A 19,345-nucleotide genomic window follows, 5' to 3' on the forward strand; every position below is an offset into this window, starting at 1 on the left:
GAACACGGGAACCGTGACCAGCACCTGCGCCCTTATTGATGTCGGCGGGACATCTGTTTCTTCAACACTTCCGGCTGCGCTCTCCCGAGCTTGCATGCCGGCGGAAGTCGTCCTGGCCTCCCTGCTGGCGGACGTCCCGTGGACGTCCGGGCTGGCAGGAGTCGTGCTGCCCAGAACCGCGGACGTGAACAGGTCCGCGCGGAGCTGGGTCAGGGTCCGGCGTTCGTCTGGGCCCTGCAGGGACCGGGCGACGGCGGTGAGCCGGTTCCACCCGGCAAGCGCCTGGTCCGCGGGCAGGTACGCGGACAGCCAGGCCATCCCGTCCCGGTCCGGCCGGAACTCCACCCGCCGCTCCGCCACCCCCTGGGCGTGCCGCTTCTCGATGCTCTCGGCGTGGTGGCATTCCCTCCATGTCCGGGCCTTGACCCGGAACCGGTGCGCCGGCAACTCCCCGGCCGGGCACCCCCGCGCCGGGTCTGGGGCGTCCGGGTCCAGGAAATGGGCTTCCAACGCCGCCGCCCCGGCAGCATCCAGGCCGGCGGTTTCATCGGCCATCACCACCGCGTGCTGCCATGAAATCGTCCCGGCCTGCAAAGCCGCCAAGGTCAGCGGCAACGTCGCCGTGACGGCGTGCGAGGTGGCCAGGAACGACCCCGCGGCCCGCGGCCCCAGCGCCAACACACACCCGATCTCGGCCGTGACCGCCATCTCCTGCGCCACCACCGGCACATCCGGACCCGCCACAGCACAAGCAGCCTCCGAATACTTCACCGCAGCCCTTGCCTTCAACCCCGCGAACCCGGCCTCCACCTCCCGGGCACCGGCCAAAATATCCAGGCACCCATCCGCCAACCCCGCCAACGGATCAGCCGCAGAAAACGGCACCGCACCGGCCCCATCCACCTCAGCATTCAGCACGGCAAGGGCAGCCCGGATCTCCCCGAACGCCTTCACCACCGCCGCTGACCCCATAAACCCATCATGACAAGGGGGTACGACATTCTGGCGATGAAGCGTTCAGCTCAAACCTGCGTCCCACTTTCCAGCAACTGTTCCAGCCCCCGTTTGAACCCGGACCTGCCCCCATGGGCGGGATGCCGGATCTTCGGTACGTCAAGGCCGCTGCGTTGCAGACTGTGCTGGGCCACATTGCCCACCGCCAGGATGGTACTGATGCCGAACAGTTCCGAAAGCTCCTGCCAGAAAGGGGTTCCGAGTTTCGTCTCGGAGGGCCTGGGCGTGCGGTTGGACAGGGGCCTGCCGGGCTGGTGCGGATGCCAGGGAAAGGCGCTCCACAGGAGTGGGAGGACATCCACCTCTTCGAGGACCTGCCAGAGCACCGTGGCCGTGGGCTCCGCGGCAACCCCCGCGGCTTCGGGCGGCAGCACGTAGCCCTTTCCGGGGCCGAAGAGCCCGAAGCTGTTGGCGGGGCCTCCGAGGATGACTCTATTGGTGAAGGGCACTCCGGTGATACGCATGCCCCTAAAGCCTGGTGCCTCGCCCACCAGCAGTACCTTGGGCCGGCGGTCCAGCATCTCCTGCAGGTAGATCTCCAGGTTACGGCGGCGGAGCGCATTCTCCGGAACTGCGTGGTTGAAGAAATTATTGGCCGCAGCACCCGTGTCAACGACTGCAAGCTGCTCAACGAATGCCGCGATGGCAGGAGCACTCATTCGCCCGGTTCTTCCAAGCGTGCGGCCAGGCGTTCACACGCAGCCTGGTCAGCTCTCGCGAGGCGCGCCTTCTTAAGGTTCTCGCGCAGGATCCAGCGCACGTCCTTGTCGGGGCTCACGGCCCATTTCTCCAGGTACCCGAATCCCTTGTCCGGGGCGGCGGCGACTGCGACGCTCCAGCAGTATCCGAGGCCCTGCCGCAGCACGCGGAATTCCTCAGTTCGCCGCAAGCCGGGATCGGCTCCTGCAATGGCGGCGGTGATCTTGTCCAGGACGTCCACCGCCCTTCCTGCATCCTCGGGGGTGCGCAGCAGCCGGGGTTCACAGATACCGGCAGCCACGGCCCGCTGGACCAAGGGACCATCGCCGAGCCATTCCGCCGCCAGGGTCCACAATGCCGGCATGTCCGCATCACCGAGCCTCTGCAGTGCCATGGCAACACCTTCGCGGACCCGCCAGCGATTGTCCGCAGCAAGGCCCCGTAATGTCTCGGCGGCACCCTGCCGGCCCTCAACAAGCAATCGGCCAAGGCCCACGGCACCGCACATGGCCTGGTATTCGTCCGGACTCTCCACACAGGCCTCTATCAGCCCGGGGTCCGCCACATCGGCAAAAGCCTCCGCCAACTCAATGTTGCCGCGCGGGCCGGGCAGGCCGGACTCAGCGTCAAGGTAGGCCAACCACTGTCCGGGCGGAAGCGATTCCAGGGCTGCCCTGTAATCCGACCTCTTGGTCACCGATCAACTCCTTGCCCCGCAGGCGCCCGCAGGGCTGCCCTAAAGCTTGCTACCAGCGAGGGTGGACGGCCTCGCGGAAGTAGTGGTCATAGATCCAACGGACGCCGTCGTCGAACTCTTTACCAGTGTTGACGGCAGCCGCGGCTGCGTTGGAACGGGCCTGCTCCACGTTGCGGGCGCCGGGAATCACGGTGCTGACGCCGTCCTGGGCCGCGATCCAGGCGATGGCAGCCTGGGCGGTGGTTGCCCCTTCCGGCACCAGCTGCTCAAACTCGGCCACGGCCTTCAGGCCAAGCTCGTAATCCACGCCGGAGAAGGTTTCGCCGACGTCGAAGGCTTCGCCCTTGCGGTTGTAGTTCCGGTGGTCGTTCTCAGCGAAGGTGGTGTCCTTGGAGTACTTGCCGGACAGCAGGCCGGAGGCCAGCGGCACACGCGCAATGATGCCCACGCCCGCAGCCTTGGCAGCCGGAAGGACCTCATCCAGGGGCTTGAGCCGGAAGGCGTTCAGGATGATCTGGACCGAGGCAGTTCCGTCGTGGCGGATGGCTTCGAGGGCCTCGTCCGTCCGTTCGACGCTGACCCCGTAGTTCTTGATGGCCCCTTCGGACACCAGGGTGTCCAGGGCGTCGTACACCTCGTTGTTGCTGTAGACGGGAGTGGGCGGGCAGTGCAGCTGGACCAGGTCCAGGGTGTCGGTGCCCAGGTTCTTCCGGGACCGGTCAACCCACTGGCGGAAGTTGGCCAGGTTGTAGTTCTCCGGCCGCTGCTCCATCCGGCGGCCCATCTTCGTGGCCACGGTGATGCCGAGGCCCGGGTTGTCCGCAAGGAACTTGCCGATGGCCTGCTCACTGCGTCCGTCACCGTAGACGTCGGCGGTGTCAAAGAAGGTGACCCCCGCTTCCGCGGAAGCCGCCAGGATTGCCTGCGCCTGCGCCGGGTCCACGTTGCCCCAGTCCGCGCCGAGCTGCCACGTACCCAGCCCCACGATGGACACATTCCGTCCGGTCTTGCCTAAAATCCGCTGTTCCATCCCCCGACTATATGCAACGATGCAGCCCGGGGTCAGATCCGGCCCCGGGCTGGGCCCGCACAAGCGGAGGTATGGCCATCGGTTTCCCTAGGAACGGACCCGCTCCAGCCTGGGCACCAGCCCGGCCTCCTTGAGCCCCAGGTAGATCCTGTCCCTCGCGATGGGCAGGGACGCGAACCGGATTCCGGTGGCGTTCCGGATGGCGTTGGCGAGCGCCGGCGCCACCGGGTTGAATGGGCTTTCGCTCATGGACTTGGCTCCCAGCGGCCCCATCTTGTCGTTGGTGTCCGCGAAGTACACCTCGCTGCGCGGGACGTCCGCGAAGGTGGGGATGTGGTACTGGCGGAGGATGTCCGTGGTGACCTTCCCGGCGTCGTTGACCACCACTTCCTCGTACAGCGTGGCACCAAGGGCCTGGGCAATCCCGCCTTCGATCTGGCCGCGGCACTGCCGGGGGTTGACCACCACGCCGGCGTCGGCCGCCTGGACGCTTTGCAGGATCTTCAGCTCGCCGGTGCCGCGGTTCACGGCCACCCGGAACCCGTGCACGTTGAATGCGACCGAGCGCGGCGTGCCGCCCCAGCGCCCCTCGGCAGCAAGTTCGACGCCGGCATCCGCGGCGGCCTGCGCCAGTTCCGCCAGTGCCACGGGGGTTCCGTCGACCACCACCGCGTCCGCGTCAAGGATGCAGGCAGAGGCCTGGGTCTGCCGAATGCCCGCGGCGAATGCCCGGATCCGGACGGCCAGCTCTTCCGCGGCGGCCAGGGTCGCCTTGCCTGCCACCACCGTGCCGGCGGACCCGAACGCACCGGTATCGTGCTCCACCAGGTCCGTGTCGGACTGCCGGACCACCACTTTGGACGCCTCGGTGGACAGTGCCGTAGCAGCGAGCTGGGCGTGCACCGTGGTGGTGCCGTTGCCGAACTCGGCGGTCCCGACGTCGGCCTGGTACGTCCCGTCCGGCAGGAGCCGGACGTGGGAGTGGGCAAAGTGGCCGCGCGGCGGCACGGTATCGATCATGGACAGGGCGGCGCCTTCACCCACCATCCAGTCCGGCCCCAGGCCCCCAAGCCCTGCCTGCCGGTACCGCTCCTTGCCGCGGTCCAGTGCGTCCCGGACCAGGTCCAGGCACTGGTCCAGGCCATAGCTGCCGTAGTGGACGTCCTCCTCCGGGTCCGGCTGGGTGGACAGCATGTGGTCCCCCTCCCGGACCATGTTCCGGCGGCGGAACTCCAGCGGGTCCATCCCGATCCCGGCGGCCAGCTCATCCATGGCGGACTCGATGGCGAAGATCATCTGGCTCAGCCCGTAGCCGCGGAACGCCCCGGACGGCACGGTGTTGGTGTAGACAGACCGGGCGTCCACCTTCTTGTTGGCGCAGTTGTAGACCGCCAGCGATTCGCCGCAGCCGTGGAACATGACGCCTGGTCCGTGGTTGCCGTAGGCGCCGGTGTTGGTGACCACGTCCAGTTCGAGGGCGGTCAGCCGGCCGTCCTTGCCGGCGCCGGCCTTCAGCTTGATGGTGAACGGGTGCCGGGTGGTGGTGGCGGTGAACTGCTCGGTGCGGGTCAGTTCCAGCTGCACCGGCCGCTGCAGTTTCAGGGCTGCGAGCGCCACGAGGTCCTCGGTGAGGACTTCCTGCTTGCCGCCGAAGCCGCCGCCCACGCGTCCGGCCACCACGTGGACCTTGTCCTCGTCCAGCCCGAAAACCCGGCAGAGGGTGCGGCGGACCAGGAAGGGCACCTGGCTGGAGGTGCGGACCTGGAGCCGGCCCTGGTCATCCACCGAGGCGATGGCGGCGTGCGTTTCCAGGGCCACGTGCTGCACCCGCTGGGTCTGGTAGGTCTGCTCGTGGATGAAGTCCGCGGCCGCGAACCCGTCGGCCACGCTCCCCAGCTCGGAGTGGAGCTCCGCCACCACATTCCGCTCCGGCGCGGCGATCCGGGACGTTACGGCCTCCTTGTCGCCATGCACCAGCGGCGCGTTGGGCAGCAGCGCCTCCTGGGGCGAAAAGACGGCGGGCAGTTCCTGGTACTCCACCCGCAGGGCGCGCACGCCCGCTTCGGCGGCGCCCACGGTCTCGGCCACGACGGCGGCCACCCGCTGCCCGATGAAGCGCACCACGTCATCGAGCACCCGCGTGTCATCCGGATCATCCGTGAACAGTTCGTGCTGGGCGGTGGAAAACAGCTGGGCGGGGGCATCTTCGGAGGTCATGACGGCCACTACGCCGGGAACTTGCAGCGCCGCCTCCTTGTCGATGGCGACAACCCGGGCGTGGGCATGGGGCGAGCGCACGATCTTCAGGTGCAGCAGTCCCTGTGCCTGGTCCGCGGGGATGTCCAGGGTGTAGCGCGCGGCACCGGTGACCACGGCACGGCTGGCCGGGGCCGGGACGTCATCGCCCAGCTGGCCGGGCGCGGGGTCCGGCTGCCCGGGCCCGGCGATGCCCGAACCCTGGCCGGCAGGATCGGGGTGGCCCGCATCCCCGCAGATGGCGTCGGCGATGGCGCGGTACCCCGTGCAGCGGCAGAGGTTGCCCTTGAGGTTCCGGGGCAGGTTCTCCTTCTGTCCGTCGTCGAACGTGGCGGCGGTCATCACCATGCCGGCGGTGCAGAACCCGCACTGGAAGCCCTGGCGTTCCAGGAACTGCTGCTGCACCGGATGCAGGCCGGTGCCGCCGCCGGTGGCGGCCAACCCCTCAATGGTGGTGACGGAGTGCCCTTCGGCGCGGACCGCGGGGTAGATGCAGCTGTGCACCGGGACGCCGTCGACGTGGACGGTGCAGGCGCCGCAGTCGCCGCCGTCGCAGCCCTTCTTCACGCCCAGGTTCCCCTGTTCCCGCAGGAAGGTCCGCAGGCATTGCCCGGGGCGGGGCTGGCTTTCGGTGGTGGTGCCGTTGATGTCGATGGGCATTGCTCAAGCCCCTTTCGAAAGGTGTGTGGAACCGGAAGCCGGGCCTGTCCGCGGTGGCCAGAAGTCGCCCGAGACAGCCAGTCCCGGCATCCCTTCGGGCGCTGGGAGTTCGGCGCGGATCTCCTCGGCCAGCCGGTAGGTCATGTCGCGGCGCCAGGCCGGCAGCCCGTGGATGTCGTCGTGGTAAAGGTTCGCGGGGATCGCCTCATCGAGGGCCGCGGCCAGCCGGTCGGCATCCGGCAATGCGTCAAAGCGCAGCTGGACCGGCCGTTTGGTCGCGGCCGTGACGGTCAGGACCAGGGACGTGCCGCCGTCGAGCCTTCCAATCAGCAGCGCACCGGACCGGCCCAGGTTGCTCAGCGACAGGCGCCGGAACGCCACTCGGGCGGAAAGGGCCGACGCCGGGAGGTGGACACTGCGGAGCAGCTCGCCCGGTGCCAGGCAGTTCGTGGCGTCGCCGGTGACGAAGTCCGCCACCGGGACGCTGCGGCTGGTGCCGCCCGTGGAAAGGATGGTGGCGGTGCCGTCCAGTCCGGCGCAGAGCGAGGTCATGGGCCCGGCGGGCAGTGAAGTGCAGATGTTGCCGCCCACCGTGGACATGTTCCACACCTTGAAGGAGGCCACGAACGAATCGCAGCAAGCCCTCACCAGGTCCAGGCCGGGCCAGCCGCGGCCGGATACTTCCGGCAGGTCGGGCAGGTTGTAGAGCCCGGCAACGGTGCAGGTGGCGGCGATGTCAATGCCGTCGCCGGTGACGGTGATGGGTGTCCAGCCGGCTGAGCCGAGGTCCAGGAGCCGGGTGAGGGGCTGCGGACCGAACGCGTAGCTGCCGTAGGAGAAAAGGACGGTGCCGCCGGCCAGCCAGGCATCGCCGTCGCGCCATTCCGCGGGGTCGGTGGTGCGGACCACCGCCTCGATGGTGTTCATGTCCATGCGATCTCCTGGTGGTTGAAGTCTGTGGGCGCCGGTGCGGGCGCAGCGTACTGGTGGATGGAGCCTGAGGTGTCGCGCAGCGGCATGCAGCTGGCGGCGCGGGTTCGGGCCGCCAGGATCTCTGCGGTGATGGACACGGCCACCTCCGCGGGGGTGACGGCCCCAAGGTCCAGGCCGATGGGCGAGTGCAGCCGGGAGATCCGCTCCGGCGGGACGCCCGCTCCGAGCAGGTCCCCCACCCGCTGGAGGTGGCTGCGGCGGGAGCCCATGGCCCCCACGTAGGCGAGGTCCAGGACCAGCGCGGCCTCCAGCAGCGGAAGATCGAACTTTGGGTCATGGGTCAGGACGGCGGCGACGGTGCGGCTGTCCAGGCGGCCCGCCGCTGCTTCCGCGGCCAGGTACCGGTGCGGCCAGTCAGTGACCACCTGATGGGCGGCGGCGAAGCGGGGCTGGCCGGCAAAAGCCGGGCGGGCATCGACCAGGGTCACGTGGTACCCAAGCAGCCTCGCAGCGGGCACCAGTGCGGCGCCAAAATCATTGGCGCCGAACACCAGCATCCGGGGCGGGGCAAGCCTGGACTCCACCAGGACTGCACGCTCCTCCAGGCGCCCGTTGCGGCCGTCGCGGTCGGGCGGGCAGCCACCCGGCCCGGACAGCCGGACCACACCGGCACCACCGCTGCGCACCAGGGATTCCACCTGCATCAGCGCCTCTCCGTGAAGCACAGCTGACAGCTCCGGCGAGCCTGCCGCCCGGAACGTACCCGGAGCGGGCACCACCACTGCCCCTCCTCCCCGGGCGCTTCCTCCCCCGGTGCCGAGGGTCCGTACCAGTGCCACGGGTTGGTCCGGGTCAAGTCCGGCGAGCTGCAGCAGGGCCGTCCGCAGCGGGTATGCGGTGTCGCCGGGCACCGGCTGGATATGGATGTCCAGCTCTCCCCCGCAGGTGAGCCCGGCGGCGAAGGCGTCAGCTGCACTGAAGCCGAAGGCCTTCCGGCGTGCGCCGCCGTCGTCCATTGCTTCCTGGGCGAGCGCCACCACGGCGCCTTCCACGCAGCCGCCGGAGAGGCTGCCCAGCACGGAACCGGAGGTGGTGATGATCATGGAGGTTCCCACCGGGCGCGGCACGGAACCACTGGCCGCCGCAATGGTGGCGACGGCGAACTGCCGGCCCTTGAGTGTGGGCAGCCAGGCGCCAAGCGAAGGGATCAGGTCAAGCATGGCGGCACTCCTTCTTCCGCGCGGCGGTGGTGTCCATTGTCGGTCCTGTCAAGTCGATGTAAAAGCATCCCGGCGGGGACATCCGCACCACTCGTGCCGGTGCGGATGTCCCCGGGGCTTCCCGGTTGGTGGTTCTCAGCCGCCGAGCAGGGCGTTGATGGGCCCGCGGGCGAAGTACACCAGGAACCCGGCGCTCACCACCCACATCAGTGGATGGATCTTCTTCGCCTTGCCGGACGCAGCTCCAATGACGGCCCAGCTCACGAAGCCGACGCCGATGCCGTTGGCGATCGAGTAGCTCAGCGGCATGGTGACGATGGTGAGGAACGCGGGCAGCGCCACCGTGAACTTGGTGAACTTGATCTCGCGGATCTGCGCCATCATCATGGCGCCCACCACCACCAGGGCGGCGGCGGCGACCTCGAGCGGCACCACGCTGGTGAGCGGGGTGAGGAACATCGAGCCGAGGAACAGCAGGCCCGTCACCACCGAGGCCAGGCCGGTCCTGGCGCCCTCGCCGATTCCTGCCGCGGAGTCGATGTACACGGTGTTGGAGGAGCCGGAGGTGGCCCCGCCCGCCACGGCGCCGAAGCCTTCGACGATGAAGGCCGCCTTCAGCCGCGGGAACGTGCCGTCTTTGTGGGCGACGCCGGCGCTTTTGGCCAGTCCGGTCATGGTGCCCATGGCGTCGAAGAAGTTGGTGAACACGAGCGTGAAGACCAGCATGGTGGCCGCGAGTCCGCCGATCCTGGCGAACGAGCCGAAGAGGTCGAAGTGGCCCACGAGGCCCAGGTCCGGTGCCGAAACCAGCTGGCCGGACAGGACGGGGGTGTTCAGGTGCCAGCCGCCGGGGTTGGTGGCGCTGGCAGGGCCGAGTTTCATGATGGCTTCCACGACGGCAGCCAGCACGGTGGTGCCGACGATGCCGATGAGGAGTCCGCCCTGGACCTTGCGGGCCACCAGGATGCCCATGGCCAGGAGCCCGACGACGAACACGAGCGTGGGCACGGAGGTGATGGAGCCGCCGTCGCCCAGCTGGACGGGAGGCCCGCCCGCGGTGGGCCGGACAAATCCGGAGTCCACGAAGCCGATGAAGGCGATGAACAGGCCGATGCCGACGGTGATGGCTGCCTTCAGTTCCTTGGGCACGGCCCGGAAGATGGCGGTCCGGGCCCCCGTGACGCCGAACAGGACGATCAGGATGCCGTTGATCACCACCAGGCCCATCGCCTCGGCCCAGGTAACTTCCTGGATCACCGAGACGGCCAGGAAGGAGTTGATGCCCAGCCCGGCGGCCAGGCCGAACGGCAGGTTGGCGATCAGGCCGAAGAGGATGGTCATGACGCCGGCGGTGAGGCCGGTGACGGCACCCACCTGGGCTGCGGAGAGCCAGCCGCCGGCGACGTCGGTGGGGGCGTTGTCAGCGCTGAACCCGCCAAGGATGAGGGGGTTCAGGATGACGATGTACGCCATGGTGAAGAAGGTGACCAGTCCGCCGCGGAATTCGCGCCCGGGGGTTGAACCCCGCCGGCTGATCTGGAAGAAGCGGTCAAGGAAGGAGTTCGACGCCGGCAGTTTCGAAGCGCGCGGGGCCTGCCGGGTGGAGGGGGTACTTGGAGCCGCATGCTCCTCGTGGGAATGGTCCAGGATGGTCATCTGAGCCGCCGGGCCTAGTAGTCGATCCTGGATTCGAGGGTGTTCCAGGTATTGAACGGCTCCAGCGGGGCCGGTGCCTGGGGATCGCCCAGTTCCAGCTTGGAGACCGGCATCAGGGAATCCCTGTCCTGGTTGTCGAAGTACTCGTAGAAGACGGCGTCGTCAAAGCCGACCGAGGCTGCGTCATGCCGGTCCGCCGCGAACACCACCCGGTCGATCCGGGCCCAGAGCGCGGACGCCAGGCACATGGGGCAGGGCTCGCAGCTGGTGTAGAGGGTGGCGCCGCTGAGGTCGAAGGTGCCCAGCTCGCGGCAGGCGGTGCGGATGGCGGTGACTTCTGCGTGGGCGGTGGGGTCGTTGTCCGCGGTGACGCGGTTGACGCCGTCGAAGGTGGAGCCGTCCGCGGTGACGATCATGGCGCCGAAGGGCCCGCCGCTGTTGAGGACGTTGGCCGTTGCCAGCCGGATTGATCTGGCCAAATACTGTTCGGCCGTGACGGTGGTACTCATGATGCGACTTCCTTTTGCCGGGAAGCCTGTTGCCGTGCAGGACCAGTAGAACCAGGTGCGACGGTTACCAGGCTTCAGCATGTGCTGTGAAGGTTAAGTTGCGCCTGGTAGATAGCTTCCCGGAGTTCGGGTGCCCGCCTTTGGCAGAATCGAGATTAGCACCGGTTTGTGGGCCACGCCATAGTTTTCTGGAAATTTAATTTCGCGATGTGAAATCCATGTTTCTTCCGCTTCACTGCCGCCGGATGGCGGCGCCGGTCACAATAGGCGGCATTGACGCACCCCGCGCCCGTTACCTAGCCTGATCCCACCCGCACTCCCCCGGGACGGCGGGCCCTGGATCAGCAGACAGGGCTTCACTGAGCTGGCTTCACCGCAACTTCGCTCAGACAAGGACCGCCCGTGAACCATTTCGCAGCACCGCACAACCGGCTCTGGATCAGGAACCCCCTGGCCGCCTTCAGCGCCAACAGCCTCGACGCCTCGGGCGGGGTGGTGGTCAACGGCGGCGTGATCGAAGAAGTCCTGGCAGCCGGCCAGCAGCCGTCGGCGCCCGTCAGCGAAACCTTCGATGCAGGCCGGCATGTCCTGCTGCCTGGCCTGATCAACACGCACCACCACTTCTACCAGACCCTCACGCGCGCCTGGGGGCCGGTGGCCAATGCCCCACTGTTCCCCTGGCTGCAGAACCTGTATCCCGTCTGGGCCCGGCTGACCCCCCGGGACCTTGAGTTGGCTGCCACGGTGGCCCTCGCGGAGTTACTGCTCTCCGGCTGCACCACCGCCGCCGACCACCACTACCTCTTCCCCGCGGGGCTTGAGGATGCGATCGACATCGAGGTGGCGGCGGTCCGCCGGTTCGGCATGCGCGCCACCCTCACCCGCGGCTCCATGACCCTGGGAACGGACGACGGCGGCCTGCCGCCGCAGTCCACGGTCCAGCGTCCCGAGGTGGTACTGGCGGACAGCGAGCGCCTGGTGGGCCGGTACCACGAGCGCGGGGACGATGCGGTGATCCAGATTGCGCTGGCCCCCTGCTCGCCGTTCTCGGTGACCAAGGAGATCATGGCCGAGAGCGCGGCGCTCGCGGACCGGCTGGACGTCCGGCTGCACACCCACCTCGCGGAAACGCTGGACGAGGAGGACTTCTGCCGGGAAATGTTCGGCCTGCGGACGGTGGACTACCTGGACAGCGTGGGCTGGCTGACGGACCGCACCTGGCTGGGGCACGGCATCCACTTCAGCGACGCCGAGATCACCCGCCTCGGCGCCGCGGGGACCGCCGTCGCGCACTGCCCCACCTCCAACATGCGGCTGGCCTCGGGCACGGCCCGCGTCCTGGAACTCGAGGAAGCCGGAGTCCCGGTGGGGCTGGGCGTGGACGGGTCGGCGTCAAATGATGCCTCGAACATGATCCTGGAAGCGCGGCAGGCGCTGTACCTCCAGCGGCTGCGGTACGGCGCCGATGTTCCCGTGGAGCGGGCACTCGGCTGGGCCACCCGCGGCTCGGCCGCAGTCCTGGGCCGGACCGGACTGGGCCAGCTGGCCCCGGGCATGCAGGCGGACCTGGCCCTGTTCACGCTCGATGACCTGCGGTTCTCCGGCAGCCATGATCCCCTAGCAGCCCTGCTGCTGTGCGCGGCGGACCGGGCGGACCGGGTGATGGTGGGCGGCCAGTGGCGGGTGGTGGGCGGGCAGATCCCGGGACTGGACATCGCCGGGCTCATCGCGGAGCACTCCGCTGCGGCGAAGCGCCTGGTAAACGGCTGACACATGCCGCGCCCGCTGCTAGCGTGACCGCATGACACCGTCCAAGACGCCGCCCGAAGTCCTTGATGTCAATGGTGCAGAGGTCAGCATCTCAAGCCCGGACAAGATGGTGTTCCCGGAGCCGGGGCTGACCAAGCTCGACCTGGTGCGGTACTACCTTGCGGTGGCGGACGGGGCCCTGCGGGGTGCCGGCGGCCGGCCGATGGTGCTGAAGCGCTTCCCCAAGGGCATCGACGCGGAGCCGTTCTTCCAGAAACGGGTTCCGGAGAACCACCCACCGTATATCGACACGACCACGCTGCACTATGCGTCGGGGACCTCCGCGGAGGAGGCAGTGATCAGGGATGCCGCGGGCCTCGCCTGGGTCATCAACCTGGGCTGCCTGGACCTGAACCCGCATCCGGTCCGCGCCGAGGACCTCGAACACCCGGACGAGCTGCGGGTGGACCTTGATCCCATGCCCGGCGTGGACTGGTCGCAGATTGTTGATGTGGCCTACGTGGCGCAGGAGGTCCTGGCCGATACCGGGCTGGTGGGATGGCCGAAGACCAGCGGTTCGCGGGGGCTGCACATCCTGGTGCGGATCGCCCCGGACTGGTCCTACAAGGATGTCCGGCTCGCCGCGGAAACCCTCGCCCGGGAGGTGGAGAACCGGGCGCCCGGTCTTGCCACGGCACGGTGGTGGAAGGAAGAGCGCGGCGAAAGCGTGTTCGTGGACTTCAACCAGAACGCCAAGGACCGGACGGTGGCGTCAGCCTACTCGGTGCGGGCCCTGCCCGACGCCCGCGTCTCGGCACCCCTGACATGGGATGAAGTCCGGACCGCCCGGCCGGAGCGGTTCACGGTTCCCACCGTGCTGGAGCGTTTCGCGGAGATCGGCGACCCGCATCGGGGAATTGACGACGCCGTGGGCTCCCTTGATGGCCTGCTGGCCCTTGCGAAGGAGTTGGGTCCGGCCGAAAAGGCACCTCGGGGAGCCAACGGGTCGGGCCGCCGCCAGTCGCTGATGCCGCTGATCGAAGTAGCCCGGACCAGGACCAAGCCAGAAGCGCTGGCGGCCCTTGAGGAGTGGAAGTCCCGCCATGCCAACATCGTGCCGTCCCTCAGCCCTGCCGACGTCCTTATTGACGGGATGCGTGGATCGAGTTCGCTGTGGTACCGGGTGCGGGTGAACCTGCAGCACGTGGCCGAGGCAGAGCGTCCGGCCCAGGAGGAGCTTGTTGCGGACTACGACCCCTGGGCCGGCAAGGAGTGGCCGGGCCGGGCCTAGCCCCGGCCAGGCAGGAAGCGTCAGGGGCGCTGGCGGCCAAAGACGGGAAGTGCGCGCAGCCAGCGGGAGAACCCGGTGTTGCGCCGCTCGTGCTCGGCGGGGATGTAGAAGTCCGGATCCGTGCCTCCGAGGGGCAGGTACAACTCCTGGCCCGGTGCCGGGAATTCCGCGACATTGTTCTGCTCCTGGGGGTTCATCTGCTCCTCCTTCTAGCGCAACCTTTTCCGTATTTCGGAAACACTTTATTGCTATGTGAAAAGAATAGGGCCGAGTCACCCGGGCGTCAATGACCTTCCGCGCCCCGGGCGGGAGGCCGCCAGTCACAAAATGAATTTTCGGCTTGTGATGTACACCACCGGCAAGCAGGGGTACGCTGGTAGGCAACTCGTGGCGCAGGTCACGTAACCTGGGAGCAGCAGGCAGGGTCGTAATGAGCTGGCATCAATGGATGCCGGCTCTTTTTTGTTGGGTCGGCTCCACCGGAAACGCGCTCGAAACGCGCGCTTAATTTCAGTGATGGAACCTTGGTTCCACTTACCGGAGATTGGGAACAGACCATGAGCAGCAAGATCATCCTCGGCGAAAACCAGTACGGCAAGGCAGAAGTCCGCGTCGTCAAGATCACCAGGGACACCAACCGCCACGAGATCGAGGACCTGAACGTCACCTCGCAGCTGCGGGGCGACTTTGCCGCGGCCCACCTGGAGGGCGACAACGCCCACGTGGTGGCCACCGACACCCAGAAGAACACCATTTACGCCTTTGCCCGCGACGGCATCGGTTCGCCGGAAGCCTTCCTGCTGCGCCTCGGCGAGCACTTCACCTCGAGCTTCGACTGGGTTACCGGCGGCCGCTGGGAAGCCGAGTCCTACGCATGGAACCGGATCCAGGCGCACGGCAGCGAGCACGACCACTCGTTCGTCCGCAACGGGCAGGAAGTCCGGACCGCCGTCCTGGTCCGTGACGGTGCCACCAGCCACCTGATCTCGGGGCTGAAGGACCTGACCGTCCTGAAGTCCACCCAGTCCGGCTTCGTCGGCTACCCCCGGGACCGCTACACCACGCTGCCCGAGACTACCGACCGGATCCTGGCCACGGACGTTTCGGCCCGCTGGCGCTACAAGACCGGAACCGACTTCAGCAGCCTGGACTTCAACAAGAGCTACGACGACGTCAAGGGCCTCCTGCTCGAAGGCTTCACGGAGAAGTACTCCCACGCCCTGCAGCAGACCCTGTTCGACATGGGCGCCAAGGTCCTCGAGGCCCACAGCGAGATCGACGAGATCAAGTTCTCCATGCCCAACAAGCACCACTTCCTCGTTGACCTCTCCCCGTTCGGCCTGGACAACCCGAATGAGGTCTTCTACGCGGCTGACCGCCCGTACGGCCTGATTGAGGCCACCGTGCAGCGCGACGACGCCGCAGCGGCGCCCGCCGCCTGGTCCGGCATCGCCGGCTTCTGCTAAAGAACCACCACGGAGTCCCGGCGGGCCGGACCACCACGCGGTGGCGGCCCGTCGGGACAACCCGGCACCACCCACAGCCTTACCTGTTAGCCAGACACCAGTTAGCCAGACGATGACGTCTGCCATGAACCAAGAAAGTCTGCCATGAACACCAAGAAGAAACTGGCCGCCGCGGCCGCCGGTAAAGGGGCCAAGGGCCGCCCGGAGGACCAACGGCTCCCGATCGGAAGCACCTTCGCCTACGGCTTCCAGCACGTCCTCACCATGTACGGCGGCATCATCGCCCCGCCCCTGATCATCGGCGCCGCCGCCGGGATGAACTCCCAGGACATCGGCCTGCTCATCGCCGCCTGCCTTTTCGTCGGCGGCCTCGCCACGATCCTGCAGACCGTCGGCATTCCCTTCTTCGGCTCGCAGCTGCCGCTGGTCCAGGGCGTCTCGTTCGCCGGGGTTTCCACCATGGTGGCCATCGTGCACGGCGGCGGCGGAATCCAGGCGGTGTTCGGATCAGTCATTGCGGCCTCCCTGATCGGCCTGCTCATAACCCCGCTGTTCTCCAAGATCATCCGGTTCTTCCCGCCGGTAGTCACGGGAACGGTGATCACCACGATCGGCCTGACCCTGATGCCGGTGGCGGCCAACTGGGCCATGGGCGGCAACAACAAGGCACCCAACTACGGGAGCGTGGCCAACATCGGGCTGGCCGCGGCCACCATGGGCATCGTCCTGCTCCTGAGCAAGGTGGGCAGCGCAGCCATTTCGAGGCTTTCGATCCTCCTGGCGATGGTGCTGGGCACGCTGATTGCCGTGGCCTTCGGCATGGCCGACTTCTCCAAGGTGGGCCAGGGCGAGATCGTCGCATTCCCCACCCCCTTCGCCTTTGGCCCGCCGACGTTCGAGGCCGCAGCCATCATCTCCATGCTGATCGTCATCCTGGTCACCCTGACCGAGACGTCGGCGGACATCATCGCGGTGGGCGAGATCGTCGGCACCAAGGTGGACTCCAAGCGCATCGGCAACGGCCTGCGGGCGGACATGCTCTCCAGCGCCATCTCGCCGCTGTTCAACTCGTTCACACAGAGCGCCTTCGCCCAGAACGTGGGCCTGGTGGCGATCACCGGAGTAAAGAGCCGGTTCGTGGTCAGCGCCGGCGGCGTGATCCTGGTGGTCCTCGGCCTGCTGCCCGTCCTGGGCCGCGTCGTCGCAGCGGTGCCCACGCCCGTCCTGGGCGGCGCCGGCGTGGTCCTCTTCGGCACGGTGGCAGCCAGCGGCATCCGCACCCTGTCAAAGGTGGACTACAAGAACAACATGAACCTGATCGTGGTTGCCGCCTCCATCGGCTTCGGGATGATCCCCATCGCCGCACCGGCCTTCTACGACCAGTTCCCGTCCTGGTTCGGCACCATCTTCCACTCGGGCATCAGCTCCGCCGCGGTGATGGCCATCCTGCTGAACCTGCTGTTCAACCACCTGCGGGCGGGCAATTCGGACAACCAGTCAGTGTTCGTGGCCGGTACCGAGCGGCTGGTCCGCGCGGAGGACCTCCGCTGCCTGGCCGAAGGCGACCGCTTCGAAAACGGCAAGCTGATCGACTGCGACGGCAAGGAAGTGCCCATCCAGTCAGCCGAGAAGGCATCAGAACATTAGCAAGGACACCGCGAACGACGGCGGCCCCTCCCGAAAGGGAAGGGGCCGCCGAAGTGCGTGGTTTGAGTGTGTAGATCAGGTGCGGTTCAGTTCTCGGGAGATGGCCTCGGCCGCTTCGCGCAGGACCGGGACGGCCTTGTCGGCGAAGTCTTCGTCCACCCGGGACACCGGGCCGGACACGGAGATGGCCGTGGGCGTGGGGGCGTTGGGCACCGCCATCGCAAAGCAGCGCACGCCCAGTTCCTGCTCCTCCTCGTCAATGGAGTAGCCCCGCTCGCGGATGAGCTTGAGGTCCGCCAGGAGCTCTTCGACGTCGCCGATGCTCTTGGGCGTCGGCGTGGGCATCCCGGCGCGCGCCACGATGCCGCGGACAGTGTCGTCATCAAGCTGGGCGAGGATTGCTTTTCCGACGCCGGTGGCATGGGTGTGGGCGCGCCGGCCCACCTCGGTGAACATGCGCATGGAGTGCAGCGAGGGCACCTGCGCCACGTAGATGACCATGTCCGAGTCCAGGACGGCCATGTTGGAAGTCTCCCCCAGCCGGTCCACGAGGGTCTTGAGCTGCGGCCGCGCCAGGGCGCCGAGCTGCTTGTTCGCCCCTTCCCCCAGGCGGATGAGCCGCGGACCCAGGGCATAGCGCCGGTTGGGCAGCTGCCGGATGTAGCCGAGCGACACCAGCGTGCGGAGCAGGCGGTGGATGGTGGGCAGCGGGAGGTCCGTGGACGAGGAGAGCTCGCTGAGCGTGACGTCGCCGCCGGCATCAGTAATGAGCTCCAGCAGTTCGAAGACGCGCTCCACCGACTGCACCCCGCCCGAGGCTTTTTCTGCCATTCCGTTGTCTCCTATGGCTCGGAATCCGACAACTCTTATCCGCATCGTGAAAAGAGTGCTTAGAACACCCAACATACAGCACCGTGACCCCGGCGGCGATGGCAGCTGGCCGGTCACATTGCAAGGGCTTGTGTTTCCATAAAGTAGATAATAATATCCATAATACGAAAACATTCGAATCAGAGCAGCAGCCGGACAAGGCCCAACAGGAGGACATTCAATGGCGAACCCCAGCCCCGGAAATTCGATCACCCTGCGCGTGGAAGCACCGTCGAGCTTCAGCGCCACCAGCGAACTTGCCGCAGCCGTCGGAGCAGCCGGCGCAGCGATCACCGCACTGGACGTCACCGAGTCCCACCATGAGACCCTGGTTGTCGACGTCACCTGCAACACCACCGACGACGCCCACGCGGCCCGCGTCAAGGACGCCCTGAACGCCCTCGACGGCGTCACCGTCCAGCACGTCTCGGACCGCACCTTCCTGATGCACCTCGGCGGCAAGCTCGAAGTGGTCCCCAAGGTCCCGCTGCGCAACCGCGACGACCTCTCGCGGGCCTACACCCCCGGCGTCGCCCGCGTCTGCCTGGCCATCGCCGAAGACCCCGCCGCCGCCCGCAACCTGACCGTCAAGCGCAATACCGTTGCCGTGGTCACCGATGGTTCCGCCGTCCTGGGCCTGGGCAACATCGGCCCCGCCGCCGCCCTGCCGGTCATGGAGGGCAAGGCCGCCCTCTTCAAGCAGTTCGCCAATGTGGACGCGTGGCCCGTTTGCCTGGATACCCAGGACACCGAGGAAATCATCCGCACCGTCAAGCTCCTGGCCCCCGTCTTCGGCGGCGTGAACCTGGAGGACATCGCCGCTCCCCGCTGCTTCGAGATCGAGGCGCGCCTGCGTGAGGAACTCGACATCCCGGTCTTCCACGATGACCAGCACGGCACGGCCATCGTGACCCTCGCGGCCCTGGTCAACGCCCTGCGCGTGGTGGACAAGAAGATCGAGGACGTCAGGATCGTGGTCTCCGGTGTCGGCGCCGCCGGCTCCGCCATCATCCAGCTGCTCAAGGCCCAGGGTGCCCGGCACATCGTGGCCGCCGGCCGGTCCGGCGCCATCCACAAGGGCGAGACCTACAACGATCCACACCGCACCTGGATCGCGGAAAACACCAACCAGGAAGGCTTCTCCGGCGACCTGCACCAGGCCCTGGTGGGCGCCGATGTCTTCATCGGCGTCTCCGCCCCCAACATCCTCGCCGAGGAGCACGTCGCCTCCATGGCAGCGGACGCCATCGTGTTCGCCATGGCCAACCCGACGCCCGAGGTGGACCCTGCCATTGCCTCCCGGCACGCCGCCGTCGTGGCCACGGGCCGCAGCGACTTCCCCAACCAGATCAACAACGTGCTGGCTTTCCCGGGCCTCTTCCGCGGGCTCCTGGACGCCGGCGCCAGCGACATCACGCCGGACATGCTGGTGGCCGCCGCAGAGGCAATCGCCAACCGGGTGAATGATAATGAGCTCAATGCGAGCTACATCATCCCCAGCATCTTCGATCCGCACGTGACGGCCGACGTCGCTGCAGCCGTCGCTGCCGCAGCACACGCCGCAAACGTGGCAACAGCTGCCGAACCGGCCGACTCTGCCAAGGAACCAGCGCCGGCACTCGCCTCCGCCTGACCGCCAGACTTCCAG

Annotated in this window: 15 protein-coding genes and 1 pseudogene; 5 read left to right on the forward strand and 11 right to left on the reverse strand. The window is 67.7% G+C overall.

The features are described 5' to 3' along the window. The 9 genes and pseudogenes from RM50_RS17610 to RM50_RS17650 all read right to left on the reverse strand — a co-directional run. Window positions 1-972 (reverse strand): annotated as a pseudogene (locus tag RM50_RS17610) (DUF222 domain-containing protein); the annotation flags it as partial. Between the two features lie 50 nt (window positions 973-1,022). Next, a complete protein-coding gene (locus RM50_RS17615; protein ID WP_043455341.1) occupies window positions 1,023-1,673 on the reverse strand; it encodes a uracil-DNA glycosylase in 651 nt (216 codons plus the stop codon). Beyond that, window positions 1,670-2,410 (reverse strand): HEAT repeat domain-containing protein, encoded by a 741-nt coding sequence (locus tag RM50_RS17620; RefSeq protein ID WP_043455343.1) that lies wholly within the window; start codon window positions 2,408-2,410, stop codon window positions 1,670-1,672. The genes RM50_RS17615 and RM50_RS17620 overlap by 4 nt, the downstream gene beginning before the upstream one ends. Before the next feature lie 49 nt (window positions 2,411-2,459). After that, entirely contained in the window at window positions 2,460-3,440 is a 981-nt protein-coding gene (locus tag RM50_RS17625; protein WP_043455345.1) for an aldo/keto reductase, read from the reverse strand. An 87-nt stretch (window positions 3,441-3,527) separates the two neighbouring features. Beyond that, window positions 3,528-6,356: a molybdopterin-dependent oxidoreductase gene (locus RM50_RS17630; protein ID WP_043455347.1), complete on the reverse strand. Its 2,829-nt coding sequence runs from the start codon at window positions 6,354-6,356 to the stop codon at window positions 3,528-3,530. A gap of 3 nt (window positions 6,357-6,359) precedes the next feature. Next, the gene (locus tag RM50_RS17635; RefSeq protein WP_043455349.1) at window positions 6,360-7,289 is read right to left on the reverse strand and encodes an FAD binding domain-containing protein; all 930 of its coding nucleotides are present in this window, start codon (window positions 7,287-7,289) and stop codon (window positions 6,360-6,362) included. After that, window positions 7,280-8,509 (reverse strand): XdhC family protein, encoded by a 1,230-nt coding sequence (locus RM50_RS17640; RefSeq protein WP_043455352.1) that lies wholly within the window; start codon window positions 8,507-8,509, stop codon window positions 7,280-7,282. The genes RM50_RS17635 and RM50_RS17640 overlap by 10 nt, the downstream gene beginning before the upstream one ends. Window positions 8,510-8,644: 135 nt before the next feature. After that, the gene (locus tag RM50_RS17645) at window positions 8,645-10,165 is read right to left on the reverse strand and encodes an NCS2 family permease (RefSeq protein ID WP_043455353.1); all 1,521 of its coding nucleotides are present in this window, start codon (window positions 10,163-10,165) and stop codon (window positions 8,645-8,647) included. 14 nt (window positions 10,166-10,179) lie between these two features. Next, on the reverse strand, window positions 10,180-10,674 hold the full coding sequence (locus tag RM50_RS17650) for a nucleoside deaminase (RefSeq protein WP_043455355.1): 495 nt from the start codon (window positions 10,672-10,674) through the stop codon (window positions 10,180-10,182). A 402-nt stretch (window positions 10,675-11,076) separates the two neighbouring features. Between RM50_RS17650 and RM50_RS17655 the strand changes: the two genes are divergently transcribed. Both RM50_RS17655 and ligD read left to right on the forward strand, forming a co-directional pair. Next, entirely contained in the window at window positions 11,077-12,444 is a 1,368-nt protein-coding gene (locus tag RM50_RS17655; RefSeq protein WP_043455357.1) for an 8-oxoguanine deaminase, read from the forward strand. A 31-nt stretch (window positions 12,445-12,475) separates the two neighbouring features. Continuing rightward, on the forward strand, window positions 12,476-13,714 hold the full coding sequence (gene ligD / locus RM50_RS17660) for a non-homologous end-joining DNA ligase (RefSeq protein WP_043455360.1): 1,239 nt from the start codon (window positions 12,476-12,478) through the stop codon (window positions 13,712-13,714). Between the two features lie 20 nt (window positions 13,715-13,734). Here ligD and RM50_RS20905 read toward each other — a convergent pair whose 3' ends face one another. After that, on the reverse strand, window positions 13,735-13,911 hold the full coding sequence (locus RM50_RS20905; RefSeq protein ID WP_167562185.1) for a hypothetical protein: 177 nt from the start codon (window positions 13,909-13,911) through the stop codon (window positions 13,735-13,737). A 360-nt stretch (window positions 13,912-14,271) separates the two neighbouring features. Between RM50_RS20905 and pucL the strand changes: the two genes are divergently transcribed. Both pucL and RM50_RS17670 read left to right on the forward strand, forming a co-directional pair. Continuing rightward, window positions 14,272-15,180: a factor-independent urate hydroxylase gene (gene pucL, locus RM50_RS17665; RefSeq protein ID WP_043455363.1), complete on the forward strand. Its 909-nt coding sequence runs from the start codon at window positions 14,272-14,274 to the stop codon at window positions 15,178-15,180. 144 nt (window positions 15,181-15,324) lie between these two features. Then, window positions 15,325-16,827, forward strand: a complete 1,503-nt coding sequence (locus RM50_RS17670) for a nucleobase:cation symporter-2 family protein (RefSeq protein WP_043455365.1) — start codon at window positions 15,325-15,327, stop codon at window positions 16,825-16,827. A gap of 75 nt (window positions 16,828-16,902) precedes the next feature. On the opposite strand, the gene RM50_RS17675 is transcribed toward RM50_RS17670, so the two are convergent. Continuing rightward, window positions 16,903-17,658 (reverse strand): IclR family transcriptional regulator, encoded by a 756-nt coding sequence (locus tag RM50_RS17675; RefSeq protein WP_043455368.1) that lies wholly within the window; start codon window positions 17,656-17,658, stop codon window positions 16,903-16,905. 220 nt (window positions 17,659-17,878) lie between these two features. On the opposite strand from RM50_RS17675, the gene RM50_RS17680 reads away from it, so the two are divergent. After that, the gene (locus RM50_RS17680) at window positions 17,879-19,330 is read left to right on the forward strand and encodes an NAD-dependent malic enzyme (protein WP_043455371.1); all 1,452 of its coding nucleotides are present in this window, start codon (window positions 17,879-17,881) and stop codon (window positions 19,328-19,330) included. Window positions 19,331-19,345: the final 15 nt, after the last annotated feature.

Source organism: Pseudarthrobacter phenanthrenivorans, from assembly GCF_000813845.1.
In the GTDB taxonomy this organism is placed as follows: Bacteria; Actinomycetota; Actinomycetes; order Actinomycetales; family Micrococcaceae; genus Arthrobacter; species Arthrobacter phenanthrenivorans_B.